Source organism: Arthrobacter sp. MW3 TE3886 (genome assembly GCF_041262145.1).
In the GTDB taxonomy this organism is placed as follows: Bacteria; Actinomycetota; Actinomycetes; order Actinomycetales; family Micrococcaceae; genus Arthrobacter.
In genome coordinates this window covers 2794865-2821043 of sequence record NZ_JBGCAN010000001.1, presented here as the reverse complement: position 1 = coordinate 2821043, position 26179 = coordinate 2794865, and the positions used below count along the sequence as shown (strand labels likewise).

Here is a 26179-nt window from a genome sequence, read left to right as displayed (position 1 = left end):
TTCGGCCGCCGGGGCCGGGGCGTGCGGCGTTGCAGTCACAACGGCAGTCGCCGGCGCACTGGTTTGGTCTGCGCGGCCCGAACCGGAAAACTAGAGGCATGCGCGTATATCCCACATTCTTCCGGCTGGCCTTCTCATGGATGGACGCCGAACGCGCCCATAAGATCGGCTTCAAGGCCATCCGCCTCGCCCACAGCTGCGGTGCCGGGCGGTTGCTGCAGAAGTTCACCGCCCCGGCGGCGTCACTGCAGACCCAGGCGTTCGGCCTGACCTTCCCGTCGCCGTTTGGCCTGGCGGCCGGTTTCGACAAGGAAGGCCTCGGCATCGAGGCGCTGGCCGAGCTCGGCTTCGGCCATGTTGAGGTGGGCACCATCACCGGCCAGGCCCAGCCCGGGAACCCGGCGCCGCGGCTCTTCCGCCTTGTGGAGGACAGGGCCGTCATCAACCGCATGGGGTTCAACAACGACGGCGCCGCGGCGGTGGCCCCGCGCCTCAAGTCCGCCCGCGCCGCCCTGCAGCGCCAGCACCCCGGCGTCCGGCCCGTGATTGGGGTGAACATCGGCAAGAGCAAGGTGGTTGGGCTCGATGACGCGGTGTCCGATTACCTGATCAGCGCGCGCAGCCTTGCTCCCGCAGCGGATTATCTCGTGGTGAACGTCAGCTCGCCCAACACCCCCGGGCTTCGGTTGCTGCAGGACGTGGAGACCCTGCGCCCGCTGCTGAGCGCAGTGGGGGAGGAGGCGGACAAGGCCGCCGGCCGCCACGTTCCCCTCCTGGTCAAGATCGCGCCCGACCTCAGCGATGAGGACATCGACGACGTCGCGCGACTGGCGCTCGACCTGAAGCTGGACGGCATCATCGCCACCAACACCACGATCGCCCGCACCGGGCTCGCCTCCAGCCCCGATAAGGTCGAGGCGTGCGGGGCAGGGGGTCTTTCCGGAGCACCCCTGAAGAAGCGGTCCCTGGAGGTCCTGGCCCGGCTCAAGTCCGTCACCGGCGGAGCACTGACCCTGGTCTCGGTGGGCGGCGTCGAAACGGCGCAGGATGTGCAGGCACGGCTGGACGCGGGCGCCACCCTTGTCCAGGGCTACACGGCGTTCCTTTATGAGGGCCCCTTCTGGGCCGCCCGCATCAACCGGCTGCTGGCCTCCCACCCGAGCCGGCGCTAAAGCTCACGGGGTACTCGGGCCCGGATCTTTTCGCTGCAACCAAGAAGCCCCCGGCAGGTGACTGCCGGGGGCTTCTCGGTTGAAAAATAGTGGAAGGGAATGTTAAGCGGGGTACTCGCCGCGCCGGACCTGGGGCTTGGGCAGGCGCAGGCGGCGGAACTGCAGGGAGCGCATGGAGCCGTACCAGACGGTGCCGCGCTCGACGTCGCCGAACTTTTCGCCGAGCCGCTTCTTGAGCTTGCGGGAGAGGATGAAGACGTCCACGAAAACCGCGAGGAACATGACCCAGAAGGCGCCCAGGACGTAGACCATCTGTGCACTGGAGGCCGGCACGAGCAAGGAGATGATGACAAACAGCAGGGCCCCGAACATGAGGAATTCGCCAAGGCTGAAGCGGGCATCGACGAAATCACGGGCGAACCGCTTCTGCGGACCCTTGTCCCGCAGCGGCAGGAACTTCTCATCACCGGTGTCCATGGCCTGCCGCATCTTGAGCCGCTGCTCCGTGACGGCGGCGCGCTCGGCAGCCTTGGAAGCCTTGCGGTCCTCCGGCACGAGGGGCCGCTTGCGGGCCGCCTCCTGGGCGCTGCGCTTGGGCGTGGGTGCGCCCTTGCCGGTCACGGCGCTACGGGCTGCTGCCTCGGATGCCTGCTGGTCAACTACGTCCTGCGCCGATGGCGCTTCCTTTTTACGTCCAAACACCCCTAAAGAATACCCCGCAGACACAGGCCCGAGACCCAGCCCACACGGTGCAGGCCCGGCCGTGACGCTGTTTGTAGTGATTCAGAGCACGGGTAGTGTTTTGGCCATGACTTCATCTACCGCGGGGAACCCGCAGACCATCATGGACCACGACGGCACCATCGATGCCGAGGCCCTCCGCCAGGCCGTTGCCGAATCGTTCGACGAGACGATCGGCCAGCTGACGGACCTTGTCGCCATTCCGGGCATCGCCTGGCCCAGCTTTGATCCTGCTCCGTTGAACCGCAGCGCCGACGCCGTCGCTAGCCTCGTACGGGCCAGCGGCTTCGATGACGTCCGGATCCTCCGCTGCGACAAGGAAGACGGGACGCCCGGCGGGCCCGCCGTCGTCGCCCGCCGCCCGGCCGCGGAGGGCAAGCCGACAGTCCTGCTGTACGCCCACCACGACGTCCAGCCCACCGGCGACCTGGCACTGTGGGAAACCGACCCCTTCACCGCCGTCGAGCGCGACGGCAGGCTCTTCGGCCGCGGCGCCGCCGATGACAAAGCAGGCATCCTCGCCCACGTCGCGGCCTACTCGGCGGTGACGCGCGTGCTCGGGGACGAACTGGGCCTGGGCGTGACGTTCTTCTTCGAGGGCGAAGAGGAGGCCGGTTCGCCAACGTTCCGGCAGTTCCTGGAAACCCACCGCGAGCTGCTCCGCGCGGACGTGATCGTCGTAGCCGATTCCAGCAACTGGAAGGTCGGCATTCCGGCCCTCACCACCAGCCTGCGCGGCCTGGTGGACGGCACCATCGAGGTCAAGGTTCTGGACCACGCCGTGCATTCGGGCATGTTCGGCGGCCCGGTGCTCGATGCCCCGACCCTGCTGGCCCGCCTGATCGCGACCCTCCACGACGACGAAGGCAGCGTCGCGATCAAGGGCCTGGTGAGCCGCGATGACGTCGTTGTCGACCTCACCGAGGAGGAGTACCGTGCTGACGCCTCCGTGCTCGACGGCGTGAAGCTCGCCGGGACCGGCAGCATTGCCTCACGCATGTGGACCAAGCCTGCCCTGTCCATCATCGGTTTTGACGCCCCGGCCGTGGACGTAGCCTCCAACACCCTGCTGCCGAGGGCGCGGGCCAAGTTCAGCCTGCGCCTGGCCCCGGGACAGGACCCGGAAGCCGCCATGGAGGCTGTCCGCAAGCACGTCGAAGACCACGCCCCGTTCGGCGCGCAGGTCGTATTCACCCCGGGGGAGAGCGGCAATTCCTTCCTGACCGACACGAGCTCGAAGGCCGCGTCGGTGGCCATGTGGGCCCTCGGCGAGGCCTGGGGCGTGCCTGCCGTCGAAATGGGGATCGGCGGATCGATTCCCTTCATCGCGGACCTGACGGATCTCTACCCGGACGTGCAGATACTGGTCACCGGCGTCGAGGATCCCGATTCCCGCGCCCACAGCGCCAACGAATCGCTGCACCTGGGCGACTTCCGGAACGCGATCGTCGCCGAGGCCCTGCTGCTCGCGCGCCTGAACGACGAGGGCGCGCTCTAGCCCCCGTGCACTGGCGGGCCCGGGGAACATCCAGCCGTCTCCCACAGTTACGTCAGGAGTTAGAGCTACAAGGCTGCGCGAAGTAGCATGTAGCTATAGCCCATACCGTTTAAGTAGGGGCGGGCACCGTGCGAGCGGGGCCGCCACCACCGTTGCAAGAAGGTAGGCCATGAGCACTACAACCAATGAAAACAGCGCCGGCAACACTGCCGCCGAGACCGGCGAGCTGGCCACGCACGAGGTCATGCTGACCGACGTCGCGGCCGGAAAGGTCCGCAGCCTGCTGGAGCAGGAAGGCCGCACCGATCTGCGCCTCCGCGTTGCCGTGCAGCCCGGCGGTTGCTCCGGCCTGATTTACCAGCTGTACTTCGACGAGCGGCTGCTCGACGGGGACGCTGTGCGCGACTACGACGGCGTGGAGGTCGTCGTCGACAAGATGAGCGTTCCTTACCTCAGCGGTGCCAGCATCGATTTCGAGGACACCATCGCCAAGCAGGGCTTCACGATCGACAACCCGAACGCCGGCGGGTCCTGCGCCTGCGGAGATTCTTTCCACTAATTCCTTCCACTAAGGCCGGGCATTTTGCCCGGCCTTAGTGCCGCAGGATCCTCAACGAGCGGCGCCTACAAAAAGCTCCCGACGCACGGTGCGGACATGTGGGCGAAAACTCCCGGGGAGCGGTAAGCTCTACACCGAGTAGTAAAACTTTTCGTTTGCCCTGCCCGTAATTTGCGGGGCAACAGCAACAAGTAGGAAGGGCCGTCTGTGAGTTCGCAGAACCGAACCGGCAGCCGACGCAAACAGATCACTACGATCACTGGCTTGGCACTAGCCGGCGCGTTGGCTTTGACTGGATGTTCACCAGAGGTACAGAAGGGCTGGTTGCCCACCGAGCGTGGCACCACCAATCACACTGACCTCATCATGGACCTCTGGGTCAACTCATGGATTGCCGCGCTGGTCGTCGGCATCATCACCTGGGGCCTGATGATCTGGTGCATCGTCGCTTACCGGCGCCGCAAGGGCACCGTGGGCTTCCCGCGCCAGAACAGCTTCAACCTTCCGCTTGAAGTGTTTTACCTGACGATCCCGCTGTTCATGGTCCTGGTGTTCTTCTACTTCACCGACCGCGATCAGCAGTCGATCGATGACCGCTCAACGCCGGCCGACGTCGTCGTCGACGTCCGCGGCAAGCAGTGGGCCTGGGACTTCAACTACTTGAAGGGCAACGTCGTCACCGAGGACGTGCACGAAGCGGGCGTCCAGGCGCACCTGACCGGCAACGACGTGGACAAGGAAAAGCTGCCCACCCTGTACCTGCCGGTCAACAAGTCGGTTGACCTCGAGCTCAACGCGCGCGACGTCATCCACTCTTTCTGGGTCCCTGCCTTCCTGCAGAAGCGGGACATGATTCCCGGCAAGACCAACTACATCCGGTTGACGCCCACCAGGGAGGGCACTTACGACGGTAAGTGCGCCGAACTTTGTGGCGAGTACCACTCCGAAATGCTGTTCCGCGTGAAGGTTGTCTCCGAGTCGGAGTTCCAGGCGCACATGGACAAGCTGCGCCAGGACGGGAACACCGGCCTGCTCGGTGAAGAGTACGACCGCAACCCGGCCCCGGCCGAAACCAAGTAAGGGGAGCGACGTGGCAACTTACACTCAATCCGCCGGGATCCTCGAGGCTCCCGTAGTACCGAAGTCCAAGGGACGCATCGTCGTCAACTGGATCACCTCGACCGACCACAAAACGATCGGGTACATGTACCTGATCGCGTCGTTCATCTTCTTCTGCTTCGGCGGCATCATGGCGCTGCTGATCCGTGCCGAGCTCTTCGAGCCCGGCATGCAGATCCTGCAGACCAAAGAGCAGTACAACCAGCTCTTCACCATGCACGGCACCGTCATGCTGCTGATGTTCGCGACGCCGCTGTTCGCCGGCTTCACCAACGTCATCATGCCGCTGCAGATCGGTGCCCCCGACGTCGCCTTCCCGCGACTGAACGCACTGGCCTTCTGGTTCTTCCTCTTCGGCTCCACGATCGCCGTCTCCGGCTTCATCACCCCGCAGGGTGCCGCGTCGTTCGGCTGGTTCGCGTACGCGCCGCTGTCCAACACCACGTTCAGCCCCGGCGTGGGCGGTGACCTCTGGGTCTTCGGCCTGGCGCTCTCCGGCTTCGGCACCATCCTTGGTGCGGTCAACTTCATCACCACCATCATCTGCATGCGCGCCCCGGGCATGACCATGTGGCGGATGCCGATCTTCACCTGGAACGCCCTCGTAACCTCCATCCTGGTCCTGATGGCCTTCCCGCCGCTGGCCGCCGCGCTGTTTGCCCTCGGTGCGGACCGCCGCTTCGGTGCGCACATCTTCGACCCCGAGAACGGCGGTGCCGTCCTCTGGCAGCACCTGTTCTGGTTCTTCGGCCACCCTGAGGTGTACATCATTGCGCTGCCGTTCTTCGGCATCGTCTCCGAGATCTTCCCGGTCTTCAGCCGCAAGCCGATCTTCGGCTACAAGGGCCTGGTCTACGCGACCATCTCAATCGCCGCCCTGTCCGTGACCGTGTGGGCCCACCACATGTACGTCACCGGCTCGGTACTGCTGCCGTTCTTCTCCTTCATGACGATGCTCATCGCCGTTCCGACCGGCGTGAAGTTCTTCAACTGGATCGGCACCATGTGGCGCGGTTCCATCACGTTTGAGACCCCCATGCTGTGGAGCATCGGCTTCCTGGCGACGTTCCTCTTCGGTGGCCTCACCGGCATCATCCTGGCCTCGCCGCCGCTGGACTTCCACGTCTCGGACTCCTACTTTGTGGTGGCACACTTCCACTACGTGGTCTTCGGCACCGTCGTGTTCGCCATGTTCGCCGGCTTCTACTTCTGGTGGCCCAAGTGGACCGGCAAGATGCTCAACGAACGCCTCGGCAAGATCCACTTCTGGATGCTGTTCCTTGGCTTCCACGGCACCTTCCTGATCCAGCACTGGCTCGGTGTCGAGGGCATGCCCCGCCGCTACGCCGACTACATGCCGCAGGACAACTTCACGTGGATGAACCAGTTCTCCACCATCGCCTCGTTCGTCCTCGGCGCGTCGCTGATTCCGTTCTTCTGGAACGTCTACATCACCTGGCGCAGCAACGAGCGTGTGGAAGTTGATGACCCGTGGGGCTTCGGTGCCTCCCTGGAGTGGGCCACGTCCTGCCCGCCGCCGCGCCACAACTTCACCTCCCTGCCCCGCATCCGCTCCGAGCGTCCTGCCCTGGACCTGCACCACCCGGAGCTTTCCCAGTCCTACACCGTGGATTCGCCTGCTCCGGCAGCAGCGGCTCTCGGTAACGCCGACCAGAAGGACACCGCCAAGTGAAAATCGAATCAAGGATCTTTGGCTTCGGCGTCTTCTTCTTCGTGCCCGTGGCATTCATCTACGGTTACCTGACCAACTGGACCGAATGGGTGGGCGCACTGGCCATCCTGCTGGTCGGCGGCCTCGCCGGCATGATCGGCGCCTACCTCGGCTTCACCGGCCGGCGTGTGGGCATGCGCCCCGAGGACCGCAACGACGCCGAGATCCACGAAGGCGCCGGCGAGCAGGGACACTTCAGCCCCTGGAGCTGGTGGCCGCTGATGCTGGGCCTGTCCTGCGCCGCAGGGTTCCTCGGCCTGGCCGTGGGCTGGTGGATCGTCTTCATCGCCGGCGGAATGGCAGTGGTCGCACTGGTCGGCTGGGTCTACGAGTACAGCCGTGGTGACCACGCGCACTAGCGCGCACCCGGACTAAAAGTTCAGAACAAACGACGGCGGGCCCCACCAATGGTGGGGCCCGCCGTCGTTTGTGCCTTGCTTCCTTGTTGCTGCCCGGGCTTGTTCCTGCCGGCTGGGTGCGCCCTCGCGCGACCGGCCCGCGTGCGCCCCTCAGGACGCCGCTGCCGACTCCAAGAGGATCCGGAGTTCCTCCAGCGCACCCTCGGCCTCTGCAGGGCTGCAGGCGGCCGGGAGGGCGTCCACAGCGACGGCCAGCTCCACCTCACAGCCACACTCGAAGTCCTCGGTCATGACCTCCAGCAGCGACCGGGCGTCGACGCCGGGCCTGCCGTCCTTGCTGATGGTCACCGGGAGGCCGGTCGCCGTGACCGCCCGGACAAATACTGCCGCCGGCCGGGCGTGGAGGCCGATGGCGGCCGTGACGATTGCCTTGCGAACTGGCAACGGGACTCCCTCATGCTGATGTTGTTCTGTACGTGCTGCTACTGGGCGGGCCGGCCACCCGACCGCGATCCAGGTGGAGACGTTCGGCAGGCATTCCGTCGGAGCGGGCGGGCGCCCTTGCCCCGGCTCCGGTCTTTACCTTCTAGGGTAGCCGCGGGGGAGTGCCCCGCACGACTTGAGTCGGCGGCGTGGTCTAGACCTGCCGGGCCACGGGCTTACCCTTGAGATATGAGTGTTTTTCCCGTGCCGGGCCGCGACCGGAGGCTGAAGCATGGCGTCCACTAACGCGTCCAAAATGATCGGCGAGATCGACCGTGAGAGCGGGGTGCCGATCTACGTGCAGCTGCGGGAAATCCTGCGGGCGCACATCGCCGCCGCCTGCCCGCCCGGATCTGCCCTGCCCTCCGAACGGGACCTCGCCCAGCGCTTCGGCCTGGCCCGGATGACCGTGCGCCAGGCCATCGATGCCCTTGTGGGCGAGGAAGTGATCGAGCGCGTCGTGGGCCTGGGCACGTTTGTGCGCAAACCCAAGCTGGATCTCCAGGTGAAGCTGACCTCCTACAGCGAAGAGATGCAGCGCCGCGGCATGGTCCCCGCCGCAAAGGTCCTGAGCTTCGAGCAGATTGGCGCGAGCGCGTTCCTGGCCCGCGAATTGCAGTTGGAGGAGGGGACACCCCTGGTCCGGTTCCGGCGCCTCCTGCTGGCCGACAACGAGCCGATGAGCGTGGACGAGAACTTCATCCCGGCCCACCGGGTTCCCGGGCTGCTGGACGGCGAACCGCCCACATCCCTCTACAACGTGCTGAGCGAACGCTACGGGCTGGTGATGGAGTGGGGCGAGGACATGATCGAGGCCACGGCGGCGTCGCCGTCCACGGCCCGGCTTCTGAACGTCGAGGTCGGCACTCCGCTGCTGAAGATTCAGCGGCACGCCTTTGTGGCCCGTGCCATGGTGGACTACTCCGTGTCCTACTACCGGGCTGACCGCTACAAGCTCTGGGTGCCCTTGCAACGCCCCGGCGTCCGGCCTACCCGCAACTACGCCTCGGGGTACCGCCCCTAGCACCAACAACGCGGGGTCACTTCGCGCCCATCCCGAGGGGGGTTAGGGGCGCGAAGTGACCCCGCGTTGTTGTTGTTTCTGTTGTTTCGTTGGGAATGCAGGAAGGCCCGGTCCCCAAGGGGACCGGGCCTTCCTGTGTATTGCTTGGTGCTGCCTAGTGGCTCAGCGTCTTCTGGGACTCTGCAGCTTCGACGGCCTCGTGGGCGCCGTGGTGGCCGTGAGCGGCCTCCAGCTCTGCCGGAGTGGCCGGGGCAACCCGGTCCTCGAAGAACCAGCGGGACAGCTTCGCGCGGCGCTTTTCCCTCCGGTCGACGACGCCGTTCTCGTTCGGCACCGCCGGGAGCGGGGCCGGGGACTCGAAGCCGACCAGCTTGTAGCGCTTGTATTCATCCAGCGGGGCGTGGACCTCGATGAACTCTCCGTGCGGCAGGCGCACGATGCGGCCGGTTTCACGGCCGTGCAGGGCAATCTCGCGGTCCTTGCGCTGGAGCGCCAGGGCGACCCGCTTCGTGACGATGAACGCGATGACCGGGCCGATGAAGAACAGGGCGCGCAGCCAATAGGTCACATCGTTCAGGGCCACGTGGAAGTGGGTGGCGATGAGGTCCGAGCCGGCGGCTGCCCACATCACGCAGTACCAGACGAAACCGGCCATGCCGATTGCCGTACGGGTAGGAGCGTTGCGGGGACGGTCCAGGACGTGGTGCTCCCGGTTGTCCTTGGTGATCCAGCGTTCGATCCACGGGTAGGCAAACATGACCGTGAAGAGGATGCCCGCGGGGACCAGGGCCGGAAGCAGCACGTTGAACGTGAACATGTGGCCGAACCAGATCTGCTCAACCTTCCAGTCACCGATCGTGCCCGGCATCAGGCGCAGTGCGCCGTCAACGAAACCGATGTACCAGTCAGGCTGGGTGCCAGCCGAAACCGGGGAGGGGTCGTACGGGCCGTAGTTCCAAATCGGGTTGATGGTGAAGAACGCCGCCATGAGGGCAACGACACCGAACACGATGAAGAAGAAGCCGCCGGCCTTCGCCGCGTAAACCGGTCCCAGGGGGTAGCCGACGACGTTGCCGTCATTGCGGCCGGGGCCGGGGTACTGCGTGTGCTTGTGCACAACCACCATGAAGAGGTGCATCACGATCATCAGCAGGATGAGCGCGGGAACCAGGAGGATGTGGAGCATGTACAGGCGGCTGATGATCATGGTGCCCGGGAACTCGCCGCCGAAGAGGAAGAACGAGGTGTACGTGCCGATGACCGGGATGGACTTGATGACGCCGTCGATGATGCGCAGGCCGTTGCCGGAGAGCAGGTCATCGGGGAGTGAGTAGCCGGTGAAGCCTGCGGCCATGGAGAGGATGAGCAGGACGCTGCCGACCACCCAGTTCAGTTCGCGGGGCTTGCGGAATGCGCCGGTGAAGAACACGCGAAGCATGTGCACGGAGACAGAGGCTACGAACAGCAGGGCTGACCAGTGGTGTACCTGGCGCATGAACATGCCGCCGCGGACATCGAAGGAGATGTCCAGCGAGGAGCTGTACGCCACGGACATTTCAACGTTCTTCAGGGGCGCGTAAGAGCCCGCATAGTGCGTCTCCGCCATGGACGGATCGAAGAAGAAGGTCAGGAAAGTGCCCGAGAGCAACAGGATGACGAAGGAGTACAGCGCCACTTCGCCGAACATGAACGACCAGTGGTCCGGGAAGACCTTCCGGCCGAATTCACGGAGGATTCCGGAGCCGCCAACACGCTGGTCGACGAAGTCGGTGATGCGGCCGCCTGAGGTTTTGGCGACGAAGACGGGGGCATCAGGAGTTTGGGATGAGGACATGCTGCTCACGCTCCCAGTAGGTCGGTCCAACGGGTTCATGGAAGTCGCTCGTGGCGACGAGGTAACCCTCAGAGTCGACGGAGATCGGCAGCTGGGGGAGGGGGCGGCTGGCGGGGCCGAAGATCACCTTGCACTGCTGGGTCAGGTCGAAGGTGGACTGGTGGCACGGGCACAGCAGGTGGTGCGTCTGCTGCTCGTAGAGGGCAACAGGGCAGCCCACGTGGGTGCAGATCTTGGAGTAGGCAACGATTCCGTTGTAGGCCCAGTCTTCGCGCCCGGGAGAGGGGTGGAGCTCCTCGGGGTTCAGGCGCATGAGGAGGACAACGGACTTCGCCTTCTCATTCAGCTTGCCTTCGCTCAGCTCGTTCAGCCCTTCCGGGATGACGTGGAAAGCAGAGCCCAAAGTGACGTCCGCGGCCTTGATCGGAGTGCCATCGGGGTCGCGGGCAAGACGCTTGAGTTTGCCGTCCTGCGGGGCCCACATGGTGTGGGCCAGCGTGTCATCCGGCCGGGGACCGAGGTCACCAAAGATGGCCAGGGCCGGCAGGGGTGCCAGTGCGACGGCGCCGAGCAGGGTGTTGCGGATCAGCGGGCGGCGCTTGATGCCGGTTTCTTCCACAATGTCATCGACGATGCGGACGGCCGCCTGGCGGTCTTCCTCGGTGCGGATCGCGTGGCGCTCTTCCGAGACCTCGTGGTCCGGCATGAGGGCCTTGGCCCAGTGGACGATACCGGTGCCGATGCCCAGCATCGCGAACGCGGTACCCAGGCCCAGCAGTGCATTCTGGAGACGGATCGTGGCGATCGTGGAGTCATCCCCCAGATCGATCGCGAAATACGCCACCAGGAAAATCAAGGTGCCAACGACCGAGATGCCGAACAGAAGGGCTACCTGCCGTTCTGCCTTTTTTGCGGCCTTCGGGTCCGTGTCAGCCAGGCGCAAACGGTGCGGGGGAATTCCAGGATCCTGGAATTTCTCCACCTCATTCTGACCAGCCGTAGCTACGGTGCCCGAGTCGTTCGGACCGCCGTCACTATGGTTGCCCATAATTCGCCTCATCCTTCTCTCGTCTCGGCGAGTGCCGAGTTAGGTTTCAATTCAAACTGCTGACGGGTCAGCAGAAAATTCTTACAGGTGCAAGGTCCGCTTAGGACGTGCGGGACGTGAGCCAGATGGTGAACGCGATGATGACACCCAGGCCGGCAATCCAGACAAACAGACCTTCGGAAACCGGTCCCAGTGCGCCAAGATCAGCGCCGCCGGGCGAACCGTTGGCCTCAATCTGCTTCAGGAACGTGATGATGTCGCGCTTGCCCTCCGGGGAGATGTTCGCGTCGCTGAAGACCGGCATGTTCTGCGGGCCGGTAACCATGGCTTCGTAGATGTGCTGGCCGGAGACACCCGCGAGGGCCGGGGCGAACTTGCCCCGGGTCAGTGCACCGCCGGCAGCGGCAGCGTTGTGGCACATGGCGCAGTTCGTGCGGAACAGCTCGCCACCCTTGGCGGCGTCGCCCTTCTCATCGAGCACACCTGCCTCGGGGATGGCCGGACCGGGGCCGAGGGAGGCAACGTAAGCAGCCAGCTGCTTGGTCTGTTCCTCATTGAACTGGGCGGGCTTCTTGTAGGCCTGCGGGCCGTTCATCTGCATGGGCATGCGGCCGGTGCCGACCTGGAAGTCAACAGCGGCGGCGCCGACGCCCACAAGGGACGGTCCGGCCTGCGATCCGCTGGCACCCATTCCGTGGCAGGTGGCGCAGTTGGCGGCAAAGAGCTTGCCGCCTTCCTCTACGTCGCTTGCGCTGTAGGTGGTGGTGTCGGCCTTGGCCTGGTTGACGGTGGTGGCAACGGCGTACAGCCCACCCGTGACCAAGAGGCCCATCAGCAGCAGTGCAATTGCTGCCAGTGGGTGACGTCGCTTCTGCGAGAGTGCCTTCACGTGGTGGTTCCTTTATTCGATCCTGCGGTGGCTCCGGGAGCCGCTTCTTGAAATTCTGCCTCTTGTAGAAAAAGAGTCAAGTCTGACTACTTGAGGACGTAGATGACCAGGAAGAGGCCAATCCAGACGACGTCCACGAAGTGCCAGTAGTACGAGGTGACGATCGCCGAAGTCGCTTCAAAGTGTCCGAACTTCTTCGCGGCGAAGGAGCGGCCCATGATGAGCAGGAAGGCAATCAGACCGCCGATGACGTGCAGGCCGTGGAAGCCCGTCGTGATGTAGAAGGCCGAACCGTAGGCGTTGGAGGACAGCGAGACATGCTCGGAAACGAGCATGGCGTACTCGGTCGCCTGGCCGGCGACGAAGAAGGAACCCATGAGGAACGTCAGGATGAACCATCCGTTCATCCCCCACTGGGTAAAGCTGAAGCGTCCGCCGGTCCGGCGCGGCTGGAGCCGCTCGGCAGCGAAGACGCCCATCTGGCAAGTAAAGGAACTTGCCACGAGGACGATCGTGTTAACGAGCGCAAACGGGAAGTTGAGCTTGGCTGTCTCCTCGGCCCACATCAGTCCGGAAGTCGAACGGAGTGTGAAGTACATGGCGAAGAGACCGGCGAAGAACATCAACTCACTGGACAGCCACACAACGGTTCCAACAGAAACCATGTTCGGGCGGTTCAGCGTCGGGTGCGCCGGGGTACTGGGGGCATGGGTCGCAGATGTCACATAGACATTATGTCTATAAAAGTCCGTCCTGCCCAACGCAAACCGCGTTTTCGGAGGACTTTTTCTACAAAGACGCGAATTCGCGCGGAAAAGTTCCCGGCGGGGTTCACATTGGTCTTTGCGGGGCCGACCTCGATAGCATCGGGAGGTGACTTCACAGGCATCTGCACAGGCGGCAGGCAACACCTGGCCGCGGCTCATCAACGCTCTCATCAGCGGCGCCGACCTCACTGCCGGGAGCACTGAGTGGGCCATGAACTCCATCATGTCCGGTGAGGCGACGCCGGCCCAGGTGGCGGGATTCCTGGTGGCGCTGCGCGCCAAGGGCGAGACCGTGGATGAGCTGGCTGGCCTTGTGGAGGCGATGATCTCCAACGCCAACCCCATTGACATTGCCGGTGAGAAGCTGGACATCGTCGGCACGGGTGGCGACCAGCAGAACACGGTCAACATCTCCACGATGGCCGCCCTTATCGCCGCCGGAGCGGGGGCCCGGGTGGTCAAGCACGGCAACCGTGCGTCGTCGTCCTCGTCAGGCTCCGCCGATGTCCTTGAGGCCCTCGGTGTCCGGCTGGATCTTCCCATTCCCCGCGTGGCGCTCAACGCCGAAGAGGCGGGAATCACGTTTTGCTTCGCCCAGGTTTTCCACCCCTCGATGCGGCATGCCGCCGTCGCCCGCCGCGAACTCGGCGTTCCGACGGCGTTCAACTTCCTTGGCCCCATGGTCAACCCGGCACATGTCCAGGCATCGGCGGTGGGCGTCGCCAATGAGCAGATGGCCCCGCTGGTGGCCGGAGTGCTGGCCAAGCGCGGCAGCCGGGGCCTGGTTTTCCGCGGCAATGACGGACTGGACGAGCTCACCACCACCGGCCCGTCGCGGGTGTGGGAGATCCGCAACGGTGAGGTAACTGAAGAGATGTTTGATCCGCGCGATCTCGGCATCCGAAAGGCCACACTGGAGGAGCTGCGCGGCGGCGACGCGGTGGCGAATGCCGCCGTCGTCCGGGCCGTCCTGGGCGGTGCGCCGGGGCCGGCCCGCGATGCGGCGCTGCTCAACGCCGCGGCCGGATTGGTGGCGTTCGACCTCGACGCCGTGGGTCCGCTGGCGGAGCGCATGGCCGCAGCGTTTAGCCGCGCCGAGCAGTCCATTGAATCCGGAGCGGCGGCCGCCGTGCTGGACAGATGGGTCGCCCTGTCTCAGACCGCCTAAAGATCAAGTAGGACGGGCCCGGCAGATTCTGCCGGGCCCGTCCTCTGTGCTGCTGGTATGTGGGTTGTTCGCTACTGCTCGAAACCGAGGGCAAAGGCCGCATCGAGGTCGTGCTGGGAGTACGCGCGGAACGCGATCTGCGTGGTGGTGTGCGCGACGCCGGGCACTTTCGAGAGCTTGTCCGCGATGACGTCCGCCAGGTCCTCGTGCTTGGCAACCCGGGCGATGGCGATCAGGTCCCACTCGCCCGTTACGGAATAGACCTCGCTGATCCCCGGGATGGCGGAGATTTCCTCGGCGGTCTCCGGGATGCGTGAAGCGTTTGTCTTGATCAGGACGAATGCGGTGACCACGTGTGAGCCTTTCCGGATCGGTTGCGCCGTTTGCGGGCCTGTCGGCGGCCCTTGCACGGGCGCTGCCATCTTCTGCAAGCCTAGTGCATTAGGCCTGGCGGCGGCGTGAACGCAGCCGCCGGACGCCCGCGGCCACCAGCCGGTAACCCAACAGGAAGACGGCCAGGCTCAGCAGGGCCACGATGATGAAGGGCAGCACCACCGTCTGCCCCGTGAGAGCCCGCAGGAGCATGCCGACGCCGACGGCTCCAAGCCAGACAGCGACGCCGGCGGGCCACACCTGCAGGGGGTCATGCCACAACCGCAGGACCAGCCAGGCCAGTGCCGCGCCCGTGAGGAAGGGCCACGCCGTCGCAAAGACACCTGTGATGATTTCTCCGCGCTGGTGCGCGTCGCGCCCAATCGCTGCGAAGAGCAGAATCAGCAGTGCATCCGCGCATGCGGCCAGGGCCGCTGTCTGCGCGGGCCGGAGGCCGGTACGTGGACTGCCCTGAGCGGACGGGCGGGGGAGTCTGGGGGCTGGAGAAGGCATACATCCAAGCCTAGTCCCGCTGGCCATCGCCGCCCTGCAGGAGGACTACGCATGACGCCCCCGGTGCCCGCCCCGGACCCCGGTCGGCGTGGCCCCCAGGCTCAGGGACTGTCCGCACATATGATCGTGGCATGAGTAGCGACGCCGTTCCGGAGGCTGTTGTCCCGGTGCAGCTGGATCCTCAGCTGGACGGCCAGCTGAGCATTAACGACATCCTGCTCGAACTTGGCCAGGCTCCCGTGGTGCACCCCTCGCCGGATGTGGCCAGCGAGCTGCACTTCTTCTAGGCCCGCCACTCCGCTGAAATCAGGCCCTTTGGTCCTAACAGCGCACAGCCCGGGAGACTAGCTTGGCGCGTAAGGATGCCAGCAGGGCCTCCTCAGAACGGAAGGATGGCTCCCGTGGAGCAATTCTGGAACTTCATTTGGCTGTTCTTTTGGTCATTCGCGTTCATCGCGTATCTCTTCGCACTGTTTGCGGTCATCACAGACATCTTCCGGGACCACGAACTCAGCGGTTGGCTCAAGGCCGTGTGGGTCATCTTCCTGATCTTCGTGCCGTTCCTCACGGTTCTCGTATACCTGATCGCGCGGGGCCGCAGCATGGCCGAGCGCCAGGCCCGCAGCGCCCAGCAGGCAGAAGCGGCAACAACGGAATACATCCGCTCCGTGGCCAAGGCGTCCCCCACCCAGGAAATCGCAAAGGCCAAGGAACTTCTCGACGCCGGCACGCTGACCCAGAGCGAATTCGACGCTGTTAAGGCGAAGGCGCTGAGCCAGGCCTGACTCCACCGCCTTCAAAGTCGGCCACCCCATCAGCGGAAAACGCAGCCGTCGTCGCGGCTGCGTTTTCCTTTGGCGTGCGCAACGTCCGGCGCGAGGTTCGGCACGATCTATGCTTGCTGATTCCCCCGCTGGACATCAGTGGAGTGCAAGTCCCAGGTAGAGGGCTGCAAGGGCAAGCGTGGTGGGGGTCATGACGAGACGCTCAGGTTTACTGCGGGAGATCCCGTTCATGAGGACGCCAAGCACGAAGTATGCCGTCATCACCCACACGGTGACCGCCGTAAAGGATTCGCTGACCAAGGCCGGGACAAAGTCGGCCTTTGCGAGCGCGGCGTAGGCGAAGAGTGCGTACACGGCAATGGATATGGCGCTTCCGATTCGCAGTTTGGCTGGGAGGACACGGTGGTTTCCGCCCCACGCCAATCTCCCGAGCGGGGCACCGGCGGCCAACGCGCCTTGGAAAACGGTCAGGCCAGCCAGAAGTGTGCAAGCGAGTATTGCGAAAAGCTGATCTAGCGGCATCTAAATCCATCTCCTTGTAGCTGTCCCAAGCCGCAACGTGTGTCCACTGTGCCGCGAGCTTGACGAGCAATTTCCCGGGCCTTCGCGAACCCGGTTCCTCCCGGCGCTGCGCTCCTGTTCTTCCCGGCGCTGCGCTCCGGCGCTTCATGCATGTTGTCGTAGCTGTGGAGAGCTTATTCGTGTATTCGAAAAATCGCGGCAGGCGCCATCCGACCACCTCGCAGCGGCATTGTCCGTACCGGTCTTCCGGCGAGACCGCCGGGGTATTGTGGGGCGCATGGAGATGCGCCTGGAGGTCGTACAAGTACCCGTCAGTGATGTGGACAAGGCCAAGTCGTTCTATACGGACCGACTCGGGTTCGTCCTGGACCACGACGTCGAATACATACCGGGCATGAGGGTCGTGCAACTCACGCCACCCGGCTCCGCCACCTCCATAGTCATCGGCACGGGAATGACCAGCATGCCGCCGGGCAGCCTGGAGGGCCTGCAATTGGTGGTCCCCGATATGGCGTCCACGCGGGCTGAGCTGCTCCAGCGGGGAGCAGAAGTCAGCGAAGTCCAAGACATGGGTGGAATCGCCTTCGCCTACTTCAGTGACCCGGACGGCAACCGCTGGGTCATACAGGAAGCTACGGGGCCGGACGCTAGGCAAGCCGGCTCCTAGACAGAGGGCAGAGTGCTCCGCCACGGCGGGTTTCCCCAAACACGCGTCGCGTTATTCATGTTTAGCCCCTAAAGTCTAAATAGCAAGGTGACTATTTAGACTTCCGGAGGATCCATGACCCGCTGGCCTGCGCACGGCAGCAAGACGATGCCGTGGAAGTCGTCTGGGCGGCCGCCCCGCGAAGACCGGGAATTCACTGAGGTTGCGGTCTCGCTGCCGCCCTTGATCGCCGGGAGCTGGTTCGATCCGGGGCGCGAGACCATCGTCGCCCTGGAAGAGGCCGCCGTCGCCATAGCGTCCCTGGACGTCACCGCCGGCACGCGGATGGCCGCCATCAGCGGGTTCCTGCTCCGCAGCGAGGCGGTCTCCTCCTCCAAAATCGAGCACGTCAACGCCAACCGCGACGACTACGCCCGGGCCATGATCGGGCTCAAGGCCAGTGACGACGCCCGCTCCATGGTGGCTGCCGCTGACGCTGTGCAAGGGATGATCGACGACGCCGGGCGGACCGGCGAGATCCGGTTGGAGGCTATGCTGGCCGCCCATCACACGCTCATGAAAGACGACCCGATGGACGGCCCACACGCCGGCCGGCTCAGGGACGTGCAGAACTGGATCGGCGGCAGTGACCATTCACCGCGCGGCGCCATCCACGTCCCGCCCCCGCCGGAGCTCGTGCCGGACCTGATGGAAGACCTGATGGTCTTCTGCAACCGCCGCGACGTGCCGATCATGGCGCAGGCGGCGATCGCGCACGCCCACTTCGAGTCCATCCACCCCGTTCACCGACGGCAACGGCCGGATCGGGCGGGCCCTCATTGGTGCGATTTCCCGGCGTCGTGGGCTCACCAAGAACACCGTCACCCCGATTGCGTCGGCGATGGTCGCCGACGTCGACACGTATTTCAGCCTGGTCAACAACTACCGCTCCGGTGATGCCGATCCGTTCGTGCTCTACTTGGCCCGTTCCGCTGTCCGCGCCTCGGATGCGGCCCGGGAATCCGTCGCCGCCCTCGATGCGCTGCCGGCGATGTGGCTGGAGCTGGCCAGGCCCCGGAGAGGATCCGCGGACGAGAAGATCATCCCGTGGCTGCTGGAGCGGCCCGTGTTCGAGGCCCACAGCGCTGCCCATATTGCCGGCGTCGCCGAGAGCTCCGTCTACGCCGCACTGCAGCGGCTCTCCAACGCCGGCGTCATCACCCCGGTCACCCAGTCCAAGCGCAGCCGCGCCTGGGCGGCGACCGAAGTCCTCGACGAGGTGGACCGGCTGAACAACCGGCTGGCCGACGTCGGGAAGGCCGGCTGACCAGGGACGGAACCGGAGCCGGCGGCCCGTCCCCAGGAGGCGGCGGAGGGACTTGATCCTCACGCGGGGTGAGGATCTACTGTGGATCACATGACAGAGACGAGCGGTGCCGCAGGCCAGTGGAGCATCGGCGACCTTGCCAAAGCATGTGGAGTCACGGTCCGCGCCCTTCATCACTACGACGAGATTGGGTTGCTGTCGGCAGGCCGGCGGACGGCTTCCGGCCACCGCCGCTACTCCGAGGACGACGTCCGGCGGCTCTACCGGATCCGGGCGCTGCAGATGCTGGGCCTGCCGCTGGCCGAAATCGGCGCCGCACTGGGAACCCCTGCCGATGACATGGGCTCGCTGCGCACGCTCCTGGAAAGACAATTGCTGCACCTGCGCCGGCAGGTCGAGCAGGTCCAGGCGGTGCAGGACCGGATATGCGACCTGCTGTCGCGCATCGACGGGGCCGCCATGCCGGCACCGGAACAGTTCATGGCAACTTTGGAGATGATCACCATGCTGGAAAACTACTTCACACCAGAACAGCGGCAGGAACTGGCCGGCCGCAGAGCCGAACTTGGCAGCGACAGCATCGAGGCCGCCAAGGTCCGGTGGGCCGCATTGGTCGAGGAGGGTCTCAGACACGTCGAAAATGGGACGCCGGTATCTGATCCGGCCATCCGGGACTGGGCCAGGGCATGGGACGAAATCGGATCCATGTTCCATGCCGGCGAAGAGACCAAAGCCGCGGCCCGTTCCATGTGGCATGACAATCAGGCTGCCCTCAGCACCGATCTGCCCTGGACCACGGATCAACTGGCCGGACTCATGGCCTACCTGCAAAAGGCAAGGACGCAGCCCTGATGGCCGTGTTCTCTGACGCAGCTATTTAGCGGTGCTTTTTGATGGTGGCGGATGCAGAATGGAAGGAAGCCGGGCTGATTCCTCAGCCCCCTCCAGCGTTGAGGAGGGCACATCATGACGAGCAACAAGACACGGACTGCACTTGTGCTGGCAACGGTACTGATTGGGCTGAGCGGCTGTGCCGGAGGCGGCGGAACGCAGACGCCGGCGCCCGCCACGACGGCCGGGACCTCTCCCAACATGTCGATGGAACCGTCTGCCCCGGCCGGATCCGCCGCGTCAGGATCGGGCAGCGGGGCGGCAAACGCCGCCTCCGCGACCATCACGATCAGCAACTTCGCCTACGAGATCCCGGGTGCCGTGGCTCCCGGCGCTGAGGTGAAGGTGATCAACATGGACACTGCCGAGCACACGGTAACCGCTGACCAGAATGTGACTCTCTTTGATGTCGAGGTCAAGGAAAACGGCGGTACGGCCACATTCAAGGCACCTTCCGAACCGGGGACCTACGCCTTTCACTGCACCTACCACCCCAACATGCACGGCTCACTGACGGTCAAATGAGCACGACGCCGTGGGCCGGGGAGCGCTCCTGACGATCTCGAACGAGAAAGGTGCCGTGGCGTGGCTTTCCGGACCCCCTCGCCGTCGCTTGATCCGGCCGACGTCGATGGCTTGAGTTCGGCGCTCCGGGGCCCTCTGTTCCGTCCAGGAGACGTCGGCTACGACGAAGCCCGGAAGGTCTTCAACGCTATGATTGACCGCCGTCCGGACGTGATTGTCCGTCCGGCCGACGCCGACGATATTCGCCGTGCGGTGACCTTCGCCCGGGAAAACGATCTCCCCGTCTCCATTAAGGGCGGCGGCCACAACGTGGCAGGGAACGCCGTTGACTCCCGTGGGCTCATGCTGGATTGCTCCGGCATGAAGAGCGTTCAGGTCGACGCCGAACGGCGGGTCGCCGTGGCTGGAGCGGGTGCGCTTCTGGCCGACCTTGACGCCGCCACTCAGGCGCACGGCCTGGCCACGCCGCTCGGCGTCGTGTCGGTTACCGGCATCGCCGGCTTGACCCTCGGGGGTGGCATCGGCTGGCTCAACGGCAAACACGGGCTCGCTTGCGACAACGTACTGGCCGCCGACATCGTGACTTCGGATGGCAGGCTGCTGACGGCGAGCCCCCACCAACACGCAGACCTCTACTGGGCCATCCGTGGTGGCGGCGGCAACTTCGGCGTTGTCACGTCTTTCACCTATGGTTTGCATCCCGTCGGGCAGGTTCTTGCCGGAGCGCTCTCATTCCCGGCCGAACGGACAAGGGAGGTCCTGGGGTTCTATCCCGGATTCGCCGCTTCCTGCCCCGACGAACTCTCGATGTCGGCCAGCCTGGGGTGTGATACCTCTGGGCGCCCTGTTTTCGGCGTCGGCGTCTGCTGGAGCGGCGGGCATGATGAGGCGGCGCTGGCGCTCCGACCCCTGCGCGAGCTCGGCCCAGCTGTGGACGTGGTGGTGCCAACCGACTATGTCGCTTGGCAGAGCGCCCACGACGCCGGCTTTCCGCGGGGCCGGAACCACTATTGGAAATCGAGTTTCTTCACTGACTTCACCGCCGGCGCCATCGATGTCCTGCTCCAGTTTGCGGCCGAGATGCCTTCAGCGGCGAGCGGCATCGGAATGCAACAACTGCACGGTGTGGCCGCGAGGGTTCCCCCGGCAGCCACGGCATTTCCCCATCGCCGGTCCCAGAGCGAACTTCTCATCCTGGCCCAGTGGTCTGATCCGGCAGAATCGGAGCGGCACGTCGGCTGGGCCCGCGCCTTCTTCGAAGCGATGCAGCCCTTTGCCGCGAGCGGTGTCTACGTCAACGATCTGGGCCAGGAAGGGGAGGAACGGGTGAGGGCAGCCTACGGCGCGAACTACGATCGGCTGGCCGCAGTCAAGGCCGCATACGACCCCATCAACCTCTTCCGCTCAAATCAAAACGTGCGCCCCACCGGATAGGAAATGACGATGACTCGAGCTGTGCCCTCGATCGTGGCAGGGAGTGCTCAGCGGGCGCTTGCGAGGGTGCGCATGATGATGATGTTGGCGGTCCCCGCAGCACGGCGGGCGACTGAGACAGCCATGATCGGGGCGAAGTTGCGGCACCAGAGCCACAGCCGGTCTGGGTCGATTGGATCAGCAATATCAGCGAGCTGTCGGCACCGGCTGCGAATGGCCGCTTCGCTGGTCGCTCCGGACATAGCCAGGTCGGTGAGGTCCATCGCTGGATCACCAATGCACGGCCGTGGGTCGATTGCGACAATTCGGCCGCCGTTACCCGTCCGCAGAATGTTGCCTGGGTGAAGATCGCCGTGAAGAAGCCAATCCCCGTCATTTGCCATCTCGATCGCAGCAGCGTGGCATCGATGCCAGGCTGCATCGTCGATCGGTGAGTTCGGGAGAGCGCGTCGTCGGCGATCCCACAACTCGAACACGAACTCCACGCGCTCACGGGCACGGGGAACATTCGATGGCGGTGTCCTGTTTGGCGTGTAGAGGTCGCTGATGAGACTGCTAACCTCCGCGATGCTGCACGCTTCGGTCAGTTCGGTGGCATCGGGAAGCCAGTGGAGCAAGATCGCGCCACGGTTGGCGTCCGCGTCCACCAGGTCGACGACAGTGCGCGCGTTTGCCCAATACGTGAGCGCCGAGGCCTCCTGCTCTGAGATTGTGGGGTCGGGTGAGAGCTTGAGCGCGTACCGCGCTCCGTCCGCGGTCGACACGCACTCTACGAGGGCACCGGTCTCGCCCGCGCAGACAGCGCGGGGCTCCATTCCCCACTTCTCACAGAGCTCTCCAACGATCGTTCCGAAGTTGTCGATCCAGGATGCTGCCGCGGGGCCGAATCGTTCGATCAGCCGGTCGCGGGCAGCAGCGGGCATCGCAACCTGTGTCATGTAGCGATGCTACGCGGTGCGGTGCCACCCTCGTGAAACTTCCCGATCAGATCCCTTGCCGGGTACTGACAGCCACGATCACGCATAGCTGGCGGTAACCGTCCTAGCTTCTCCATCGAGTTGGATTCGACCGCCGTAGGGGAGGATCCACTGCGGCCGGGTGTGCCCGAAGGGGACTCCGATGCACACGACGGCATCCGGGTTGTATCGTGCGATTTCGGTGCTGACCACATCGCGCTGTGCGGCGCGCAGCCGAGCCCGTTCGGCGGCAGGTGGAACCTGCCCGTGGCTGCTGACGGGAGGCCTGGCGACCATCACGCCGTCAACCGCCCCCAGGACACCACGCTCGCCGAGCGCACGAAACCATCGCTTGACCCAATCTGCGGGAGCGAGCAGTTCGCTGGTTTCGAGGATCAAGATTGCGCCCCGGAGCGCGTCGACGGAAGGCAGCCTGTTGGCGATGGACAAACATCCGTCAAGCCACAATGGAAAGCCGTCAGCACTTTCTATCGTCCAGCTCGCACTGAGTCTCTGCGCCTTGGTGGCGACAAGTGTCGCCGCCATCCTGTGGAATCCGATCGACGCAGACATCATCAATCGCGCCGACAATGCGGGGTGGGACGAATCTATGCTTCTCCCGCACCAAATGGAACTCTCGTTCGTCCTCAACGCATCAGTTACAGCAACGTGTGTCGTCGTCGTGACCGCGATCATTGGAGTGCTGGCCTCGTGTCGGCGGGCCGCGCCTGGCTGATTTTGATGGCTGGAATACTGAGGAAATGACTCTCGCTGAACTGGAACTGCCCGGCCGCCGATTCACAATCAGGAAAGCTGAATCATGTGATGTGGCTTCGATTGTTGGGCTGCTGGCTGCCGACCAGCTCCGAGCCTCTGTCGACTCGATTGCAATCGAGCACCGGAATCCCTACGATCTTGCTTTCCAGGCGATTGATGCGGACCCCGCGCAGCTTCTTCTCGTAGTTGGCTCGACCGAAAATGAAGTGGTTGGGACCATGCAACTTACATTCATTCCCGGCTTTGCCAGAGGCGGAGCTACACGGCTGCAGATCGAAGCAGTACGTGTCCGGTCCGACCTTCGGAGCCTGGGCCTTGGAGGGGCGATGATCTCGTGGGCGGTCGCAGAAGGGCGCCGACGTGGGGCACAACTGGTTCAGCTCACGTCTGACCAGTCCAGGGTCGCAGCACACCGGTTCTATGAGCGACTTGGCTTCGAAGCGTCGCACGTAGGCTTCAAACTTTCCCTCTGAGGTTGCCGCTCCAAGCCTCGGAACATGGGGACGCCCCGATGCTATTGGGGGATGCATCGGGGCGCCTCCGACAACCATAGGCGGAGACTTGTTCAAGTTCAAACGTGACGGCGGCGGTCGCCGCGAAAGGGCTTGGATCCCCATGGCGGACCGTCCAGTCCGGGGTCTGTGCCGGCGCCCCCCAAAAAATGCGCCCCGACACAGCCCCTCTTCGAGCGGAGTCCGCAATGGATCCGAGACAAGAATAATTGACCTCCAGCGCTAAAACAAGGCGGTCATCCGGTTTATGGGAGTTGGGCTCGCAGAAAGTCCCGAGGAGGGCAAGCAAGGCACCTCCTGCTCGGGAGTCGCAGTCCTAGCTGGCCGTGCGAGGCGGTCACGGTGCTTGTGGGGTACGAATCCCTGTCGGGCTGAGGCTTCCAGTGGAAACCAGTCCGGAGAGGGCATGGGGGTCCTCGTTGAAATCGTCATGCATGATCCCCGGCAGCACGATCTCCCACATTTCTTCGATCCGTTGCATGACGTCCGCGCGGTCGGTGAGTACTCCGGAGACCATCTGAACCCCGGTGAACGAAGCAACAAGGTATCGGGCAAATGTCCCGGCGTCGATGGAAGGCCGGACCTGCAATTCTGCCTTGGCCCGTTCGATAAGCTGCTCCATTACGGCGATCCAGTCCTCGTAGGGGCCGCGCACGGGCGGACCAAAAGCCGTCGCCTCAAACGTCAATCGGATGCCGGCCCTGACAACTGGCTCGTGCACGAGCTGGAGCCCAAAAGCGCGGCACAACAGGATCATTGCCGTCAGGCCTGGCCAATCCCCGGCAAGGATGCTCTCGCTTTCGGCCACGACGATCCGATGCTGCTCCTCGATGACCGCCCTGGCCAGATCTTCCTTGGACTGAAAGTGGAAATAGAGGGCGCCCTTGGTCACCCCGGCCGCCTCAGAGACCTGGGTCAAGCTGGCACTGCCGTAGCCATGCTCCTCAAAAACTGCAGCGGCACCGACAACAATGGCGCCGCGGGTGGCCTTCGCGCGATCCTGAAGGACCATCTATGAACCTCAACTTCAACTCTGGGACGTGGAAGCAGGATCTTCACCCACCCGCTGCGCGAGTTGATCGGGAGTTCCGCCGGCCGGCGTTCTCTGAAGCACCCTCTGTCGCGTCGCAACTGTCGCAACTCCGGGACCCACCAGTCGCCAACTGAAAGGTAGGAGACGAAAGCCTGGTCCGATCCTAGCAAAGCGGTCAACCGTCTTGTAGCGGTGGATCGACTGCACCTTCTGCGACGGCACGGGCGGTACTTTCTTGGCCAAACCAGAGCCTCCGGCCCCGGAGCTCGGCGTTGCCGGTGCGCCAGTCGCGGCTCCAGCATGCCGCCGGGGGCTACCCAATGCGAGATGCGTTCGTAGAAGGCAAGCTGCGGCATCGCCGGGTGCGCGTAGTGGGTGGTCACAAGGTCGAACCGGCCTCCCGGCGCCCACGACGTCAGATCCGCCTCGACCCAGGTCACCCTGCCGGGCGCGGACTGCCCTTCGGCACGCTCGGCCGCCTGAGCGAGGGCAGCGCCGGAGATGTCGGCGCCGGTGACCTGCCAGCCGCGCGCGGCCAGCCAGGTCGCCTCGGCCCCTGTCCCGCACCCGGCATCCAGCGCTGTACCCGGTGCGAGTCCGCCGGTTTCGCGGACGAGATGCGGGTTCGGGGCACTCCCTCCCGAATCTGCCTGCGCGGCACCGTGGGCCAATGCCCAATGCCCAGTGCCCTTGCCAGTAGTCCTTGTCGAAGCTGTGCGTCATCGCATCCCCGTCGCGTCCCCCAGCTTCTTCCCCTGACGATGTCCCTGCCGTCTCGGCCATCTGGAACCCCTTCCGATCTGATTACGCTTGAGATTCCATGGTCGTGAACAATCACGTGGGCGTGCAAGCGGTATTGCCGAATGGCAAAATGGCCCCATGAGCGACGATCTCGACAACACACTCAGCGCCGTCGGGCCGCGCCTCAAGCGCCTGCGACTCCGCCGTGACGTCACACTCGCTGACCTCGCCGAGCAGACAGGCATCTCCGCCAGCACACTCTCCAGACTCGAAGCAGGCCTGCGGCGGCCCACCCTCGAGCAGCTCCTTCCACTGGCCCGCGTGCACGGGGTAACCCTCGACGAACTCGTGGATGCGCCGCCGACCGGCGACCCCCGGCTCAATCTGCGGCCCGTCGCCGGTGCAGACGGGTCGACGATCTTGCCGCTCACGCGCCGGCCAGGCGGTATTCAGGCCTAGAAGTTCATCCTCCCCAAGGGGCGGGATGGACAGGAGCCTCAGCTGCGCACCCACGAAGGCTACGACTGGGCCTATGTCCTCAACGGCACCTTGCGCCTCGTCCTCGGTGAACATGACCTGATCCTCAGGCCCGGCGAAGCCGTGGAGTTCGACACCCGAACCCCGCACTGGTTCGGCGCCACCAGCGCCGGGCCGGTTGAATTCCTCAGCCTCATCGGCAAACAAGGCCAGCGCGCCCACGTCCGGGCTGCACCCAAACGCGATAGCTAGGCGCATCCTCTGACGGGCTCACT

General features: G+C 64.7%; 31 protein-coding genes and 1 pseudogene. 19 read left to right on the top strand and 13 right to left on the bottom strand.

Going from position 1 to position 26179, the window contains the following annotated elements:
* Positions 1-98 precede the first annotated feature (98 nt).
* Positions 99-1172, top strand: a complete 1074-nt coding sequence (locus ABH915_RS12840; protein ID WP_370121819.1) for a quinone-dependent dihydroorotate dehydrogenase — start codon at positions 99-101, stop codon at positions 1170-1172.
* Between the two features lie 102 nt (positions 1173-1274).
* Here the strand turns inward: ABH915_RS12840 and ABH915_RS12835 are convergent, their stop codons facing one another.
* Positions 1275-1874, bottom strand: a complete 600-nt coding sequence (locus ABH915_RS12835) for a DUF3043 domain-containing protein (protein ID WP_026266367.1) — start codon at positions 1872-1874, stop codon at positions 1275-1277.
* Between the two features lie 106 nt (positions 1875-1980).
* On the opposite strand from ABH915_RS12835, the gene ABH915_RS12830 reads away from it, so the two are divergent.
* From ABH915_RS12830 to ABH915_RS12810, 5 genes are all read left to right on the top strand, one after another.
* Entirely contained in the window at positions 1981-3411 is a 1431-nt protein-coding gene (locus ABH915_RS12830) for a dipeptidase (RefSeq protein WP_370121816.1), read from the top strand.
* A 169-nt stretch (positions 3412-3580) separates the two neighbouring features.
* Positions 3581-3970 (top strand): iron-sulfur cluster assembly accessory protein, encoded by a 390-nt coding sequence (locus ABH915_RS12825; protein WP_018773080.1) that lies wholly within the window; start codon positions 3581-3583, stop codon positions 3968-3970.
* A 207-nt stretch (positions 3971-4177) separates the two neighbouring features.
* The gene (gene coxB, locus ABH915_RS12820; protein WP_026537309.1) at positions 4178-5050 is read left to right on the top strand and encodes a cytochrome c oxidase subunit II; all 873 of its coding nucleotides are present in this window, start codon (positions 4178-4180) and stop codon (positions 5048-5050) included.
* A 10-nt stretch (positions 5051-5060) separates the two neighbouring features.
* Positions 5061-6782 (top strand): cytochrome c oxidase subunit I, encoded by a 1722-nt coding sequence (ctaD, locus tag ABH915_RS12815; protein ID WP_018773078.1) that lies wholly within the window; start codon positions 5061-5063, stop codon positions 6780-6782.
* Entirely contained in the window at positions 6779-7180 is a 402-nt protein-coding gene (locus ABH915_RS12810; RefSeq protein ID WP_018773077.1) for a cytochrome c oxidase subunit 4, read from the top strand. Before ctaD ends, ABH915_RS12810 begins: the two co-directional genes overlap by 4 nt.
* A 150-nt stretch (positions 7181-7330) precedes the next feature.
* On the opposite strand, the gene ABH915_RS12805 is transcribed toward ABH915_RS12810, so the two are convergent.
* A complete protein-coding gene (locus ABH915_RS12805; protein ID WP_370121810.1) occupies positions 7331-7624 on the bottom strand; it encodes an HPr family phosphocarrier protein in 294 nt (97 codons plus the stop codon).
* 271 nt (positions 7625-7895) lie between these two features.
* Between ABH915_RS12805 and ABH915_RS12800 the strand changes: the two genes are divergently transcribed.
* On the top strand, positions 7896-8687 hold the full coding sequence (locus tag ABH915_RS12800; RefSeq protein WP_026537313.1) for a GntR family transcriptional regulator: 792 nt from the start codon (positions 7896-7898) through the stop codon (positions 8685-8687).
* A 154-nt stretch (positions 8688-8841) separates the two neighbouring features.
* On the opposite strand, the gene ABH915_RS12795 is transcribed toward ABH915_RS12800, so the two are convergent.
* From ABH915_RS12795 to ABH915_RS12780, 4 genes are all read right to left on the bottom strand, one after another.
* The gene (locus ABH915_RS12795; protein ID WP_018773074.1) at positions 8842-10521 is read right to left on the bottom strand and encodes a ubiquinol-cytochrome c reductase cytochrome b subunit; all 1680 of its coding nucleotides are present in this window, start codon (positions 10519-10521) and stop codon (positions 8842-8844) included.
* A complete protein-coding gene (locus ABH915_RS12790; protein WP_026266363.1) occupies positions 10499-11569 on the bottom strand; it encodes a ubiquinol-cytochrome c reductase iron-sulfur subunit in 1071 nt (356 codons plus the stop codon). The genes ABH915_RS12795 and ABH915_RS12790 overlap by 23 nt, the downstream gene beginning before the upstream one ends.
* A gap of 100 nt (positions 11570-11669) precedes the next feature.
* Positions 11670-12458, bottom strand: a complete 789-nt coding sequence (locus tag ABH915_RS12785; protein WP_026537316.1) for a c-type cytochrome — start codon at positions 12456-12458, stop codon at positions 11670-11672.
* Between the two features lie 86 nt (positions 12459-12544).
* Complete coding sequence (locus ABH915_RS12780; RefSeq protein ID WP_173403075.1) at positions 12545-13183, bottom strand: heme-copper oxidase subunit III; 639 nt, start codon at positions 13181-13183, stop codon at positions 12545-12547.
* A 148-nt stretch (positions 13184-13331) separates the two neighbouring features.
* Between ABH915_RS12780 and trpD the strand changes: the two genes are divergently transcribed.
* Positions 13332-14393 (top strand): anthranilate phosphoribosyltransferase, encoded by a 1062-nt coding sequence (trpD, locus tag ABH915_RS12775; protein WP_018773070.1) that lies wholly within the window; start codon positions 13332-13334, stop codon positions 14391-14393.
* Positions 14394-14464: 71 nt separating this feature from the next.
* Here trpD and ABH915_RS12770 read toward each other — a convergent pair whose 3' ends face one another.
* Positions 14465-14746 carry an Lrp/AsnC family transcriptional regulator gene (locus ABH915_RS12770; RefSeq protein ID WP_018773069.1) on the bottom strand — a complete coding sequence of 94 codons (282 nt, stop codon included), beginning with the start codon at positions 14744-14746 and terminating at the stop codon, positions 14465-14467.
* A gap of 88 nt (positions 14747-14834) precedes the next feature.
* Entirely contained in the window at positions 14835-15278 is a 444-nt protein-coding gene (locus tag ABH915_RS12765) for a DUF3054 domain-containing protein (protein WP_370121803.1), read from the bottom strand.
* Positions 15279-15409: 131 nt separating this feature from the next.
* Here ABH915_RS12765 and ABH915_RS12760 point away from each other — a divergent pair, with 131 nt between their 5' ends.
* Together ABH915_RS12760 and ABH915_RS12755 are read left to right on the top strand one after the other, a co-directional pair.
* Positions 15410-15565 carry a hypothetical protein gene (locus tag ABH915_RS12760; protein ID WP_155855742.1) on the top strand — a complete coding sequence of 52 codons (156 nt, stop codon included), beginning with the start codon at positions 15410-15412 and terminating at the stop codon, positions 15563-15565.
* Between the two features lie 105 nt (positions 15566-15670).
* Positions 15671-16063, top strand: a complete 393-nt coding sequence (locus tag ABH915_RS12755) for an SHOCT domain-containing protein (protein ID WP_370121800.1) — start codon at positions 15671-15673, stop codon at positions 16061-16063.
* A 135-nt stretch (positions 16064-16198) separates the two neighbouring features.
* Here ABH915_RS12755 and ABH915_RS12750 read toward each other — a convergent pair whose 3' ends face one another.
* Positions 16199-16417: a hypothetical protein gene (locus ABH915_RS12750; protein WP_231386238.1), complete on the bottom strand. Its 219-nt coding sequence runs from the start codon at positions 16415-16417 to the stop codon at positions 16199-16201.
* A 445-nt stretch (positions 16418-16862) separates the two neighbouring features.
* On the opposite strand from ABH915_RS12750, the gene ABH915_RS12745 reads away from it, so the two are divergent.
* The 6 genes from ABH915_RS12745 to ABH915_RS12720 all read left to right on the top strand — a co-directional run bounded on the left by ABH915_RS12745 (position 16863) and on the right by ABH915_RS12720 (position 21408).
* Positions 16863-17252, top strand: coding sequence for a VOC family protein (locus ABH915_RS12745; RefSeq protein WP_026266362.1), 390 nt, complete (start codon positions 16863-16865; stop codon positions 17250-17252).
* A 114-nt stretch (positions 17253-17366) separates the two neighbouring features.
* A complete protein-coding gene (locus ABH915_RS12740) occupies positions 17367-18188 on the top strand; it encodes a Fic family protein (protein WP_370121796.1) in 822 nt (273 codons plus the stop codon).
* Positions 18133-18558 carry a hypothetical protein gene (locus tag ABH915_RS12735; protein ID WP_370121793.1) on the top strand — a complete coding sequence of 142 codons (426 nt, stop codon included), beginning with the start codon at positions 18133-18135 and terminating at the stop codon, positions 18556-18558. Before ABH915_RS12740 ends, ABH915_RS12735 begins: the two co-directional genes overlap by 56 nt.
* Before the next feature lie 90 nt (positions 18559-18648).
* Positions 18649-19410: a MerR family transcriptional regulator gene (locus tag ABH915_RS12730; protein ID WP_370121790.1), complete on the top strand. Its 762-nt coding sequence runs from the start codon at positions 18649-18651 to the stop codon at positions 19408-19410.
* A gap of 114 nt (positions 19411-19524) precedes the next feature.
* Positions 19525-19974 (top strand): cupredoxin domain-containing protein, encoded by a 450-nt coding sequence (locus tag ABH915_RS12725; protein WP_370121787.1) that lies wholly within the window; start codon positions 19525-19527, stop codon positions 19972-19974.
* A 60-nt stretch (positions 19975-20034) separates the two neighbouring features.
* Positions 20035-21408 carry an FAD-binding oxidoreductase gene (locus ABH915_RS12720; protein ID WP_370121784.1) on the top strand — a complete coding sequence of 458 codons (1374 nt, stop codon included), beginning with the start codon at positions 20035-20037 and terminating at the stop codon, positions 21406-21408.
* Positions 21409-21455: 47 nt separating this feature from the next.
* On the opposite strand, the gene ABH915_RS12715 is transcribed toward ABH915_RS12720, so the two are convergent.
* Together ABH915_RS12715 and ABH915_RS12710 are read right to left on the bottom strand one after the other, a co-directional pair.
* Positions 21456-22346 carry an aminoglycoside phosphotransferase family protein gene (locus tag ABH915_RS12715; RefSeq protein ID WP_370121781.1) on the bottom strand — a complete coding sequence of 297 codons (891 nt, stop codon included), beginning with the start codon at positions 22344-22346 and terminating at the stop codon, positions 21456-21458.
* Between the two features lie 78 nt (positions 22347-22424).
* Positions 22425-22814 (bottom strand): hypothetical protein, encoded by a 390-nt coding sequence (locus ABH915_RS12710; RefSeq protein ID WP_370121778.1) that lies wholly within the window; start codon positions 22812-22814, stop codon positions 22425-22427.
* Here ABH915_RS12710 and ABH915_RS12705 point away from each other — a divergent pair.
* Positions 22807-23100: a hypothetical protein gene (locus ABH915_RS12705; protein ID WP_370121775.1), complete on the top strand. Its 294-nt coding sequence runs from the start codon at positions 22807-22809 to the stop codon at positions 23098-23100. The genes ABH915_RS12710 and ABH915_RS12705 overlap by 8 nt on opposite strands.
* Positions 23101-23125: 25 nt before the next feature.
* On the top strand, positions 23126-23614 hold the full coding sequence (locus tag ABH915_RS12700) for a GNAT family N-acetyltransferase (protein ID WP_370121773.1): 489 nt from the start codon (positions 23126-23128) through the stop codon (positions 23612-23614).
* A gap of 376 nt (positions 23615-23990) precedes the next feature.
* On the opposite strand, the gene ABH915_RS12695 is transcribed toward ABH915_RS12700, so the two are convergent.
* Positions 23991-24665 carry a ScbR family autoregulator-binding transcription factor gene (locus ABH915_RS12695; RefSeq protein ID WP_370121771.1) on the bottom strand — a complete coding sequence of 225 codons (675 nt, stop codon included), beginning with the start codon at positions 24663-24665 and terminating at the stop codon, positions 23991-23993.
* The gene (locus ABH915_RS12690; protein ID WP_370121768.1) at positions 24569-25357 is read right to left on the bottom strand and encodes a class I SAM-dependent methyltransferase; all 789 of its coding nucleotides are present in this window, start codon (positions 25355-25357) and stop codon (positions 24569-24571) included. The genes ABH915_RS12695 and ABH915_RS12690 overlap by 97 nt, the downstream gene beginning before the upstream one ends.
* Positions 25358-25565: 208 nt before the next feature.
* Here ABH915_RS12690 and ABH915_RS12685 point away from each other — a divergent pair.
* Positions 25566-26156 (top strand): annotated as a pseudogene (locus ABH915_RS12685) (helix-turn-helix domain-containing protein).
* Positions 26157-26179 lie beyond the last annotated feature (23 nt).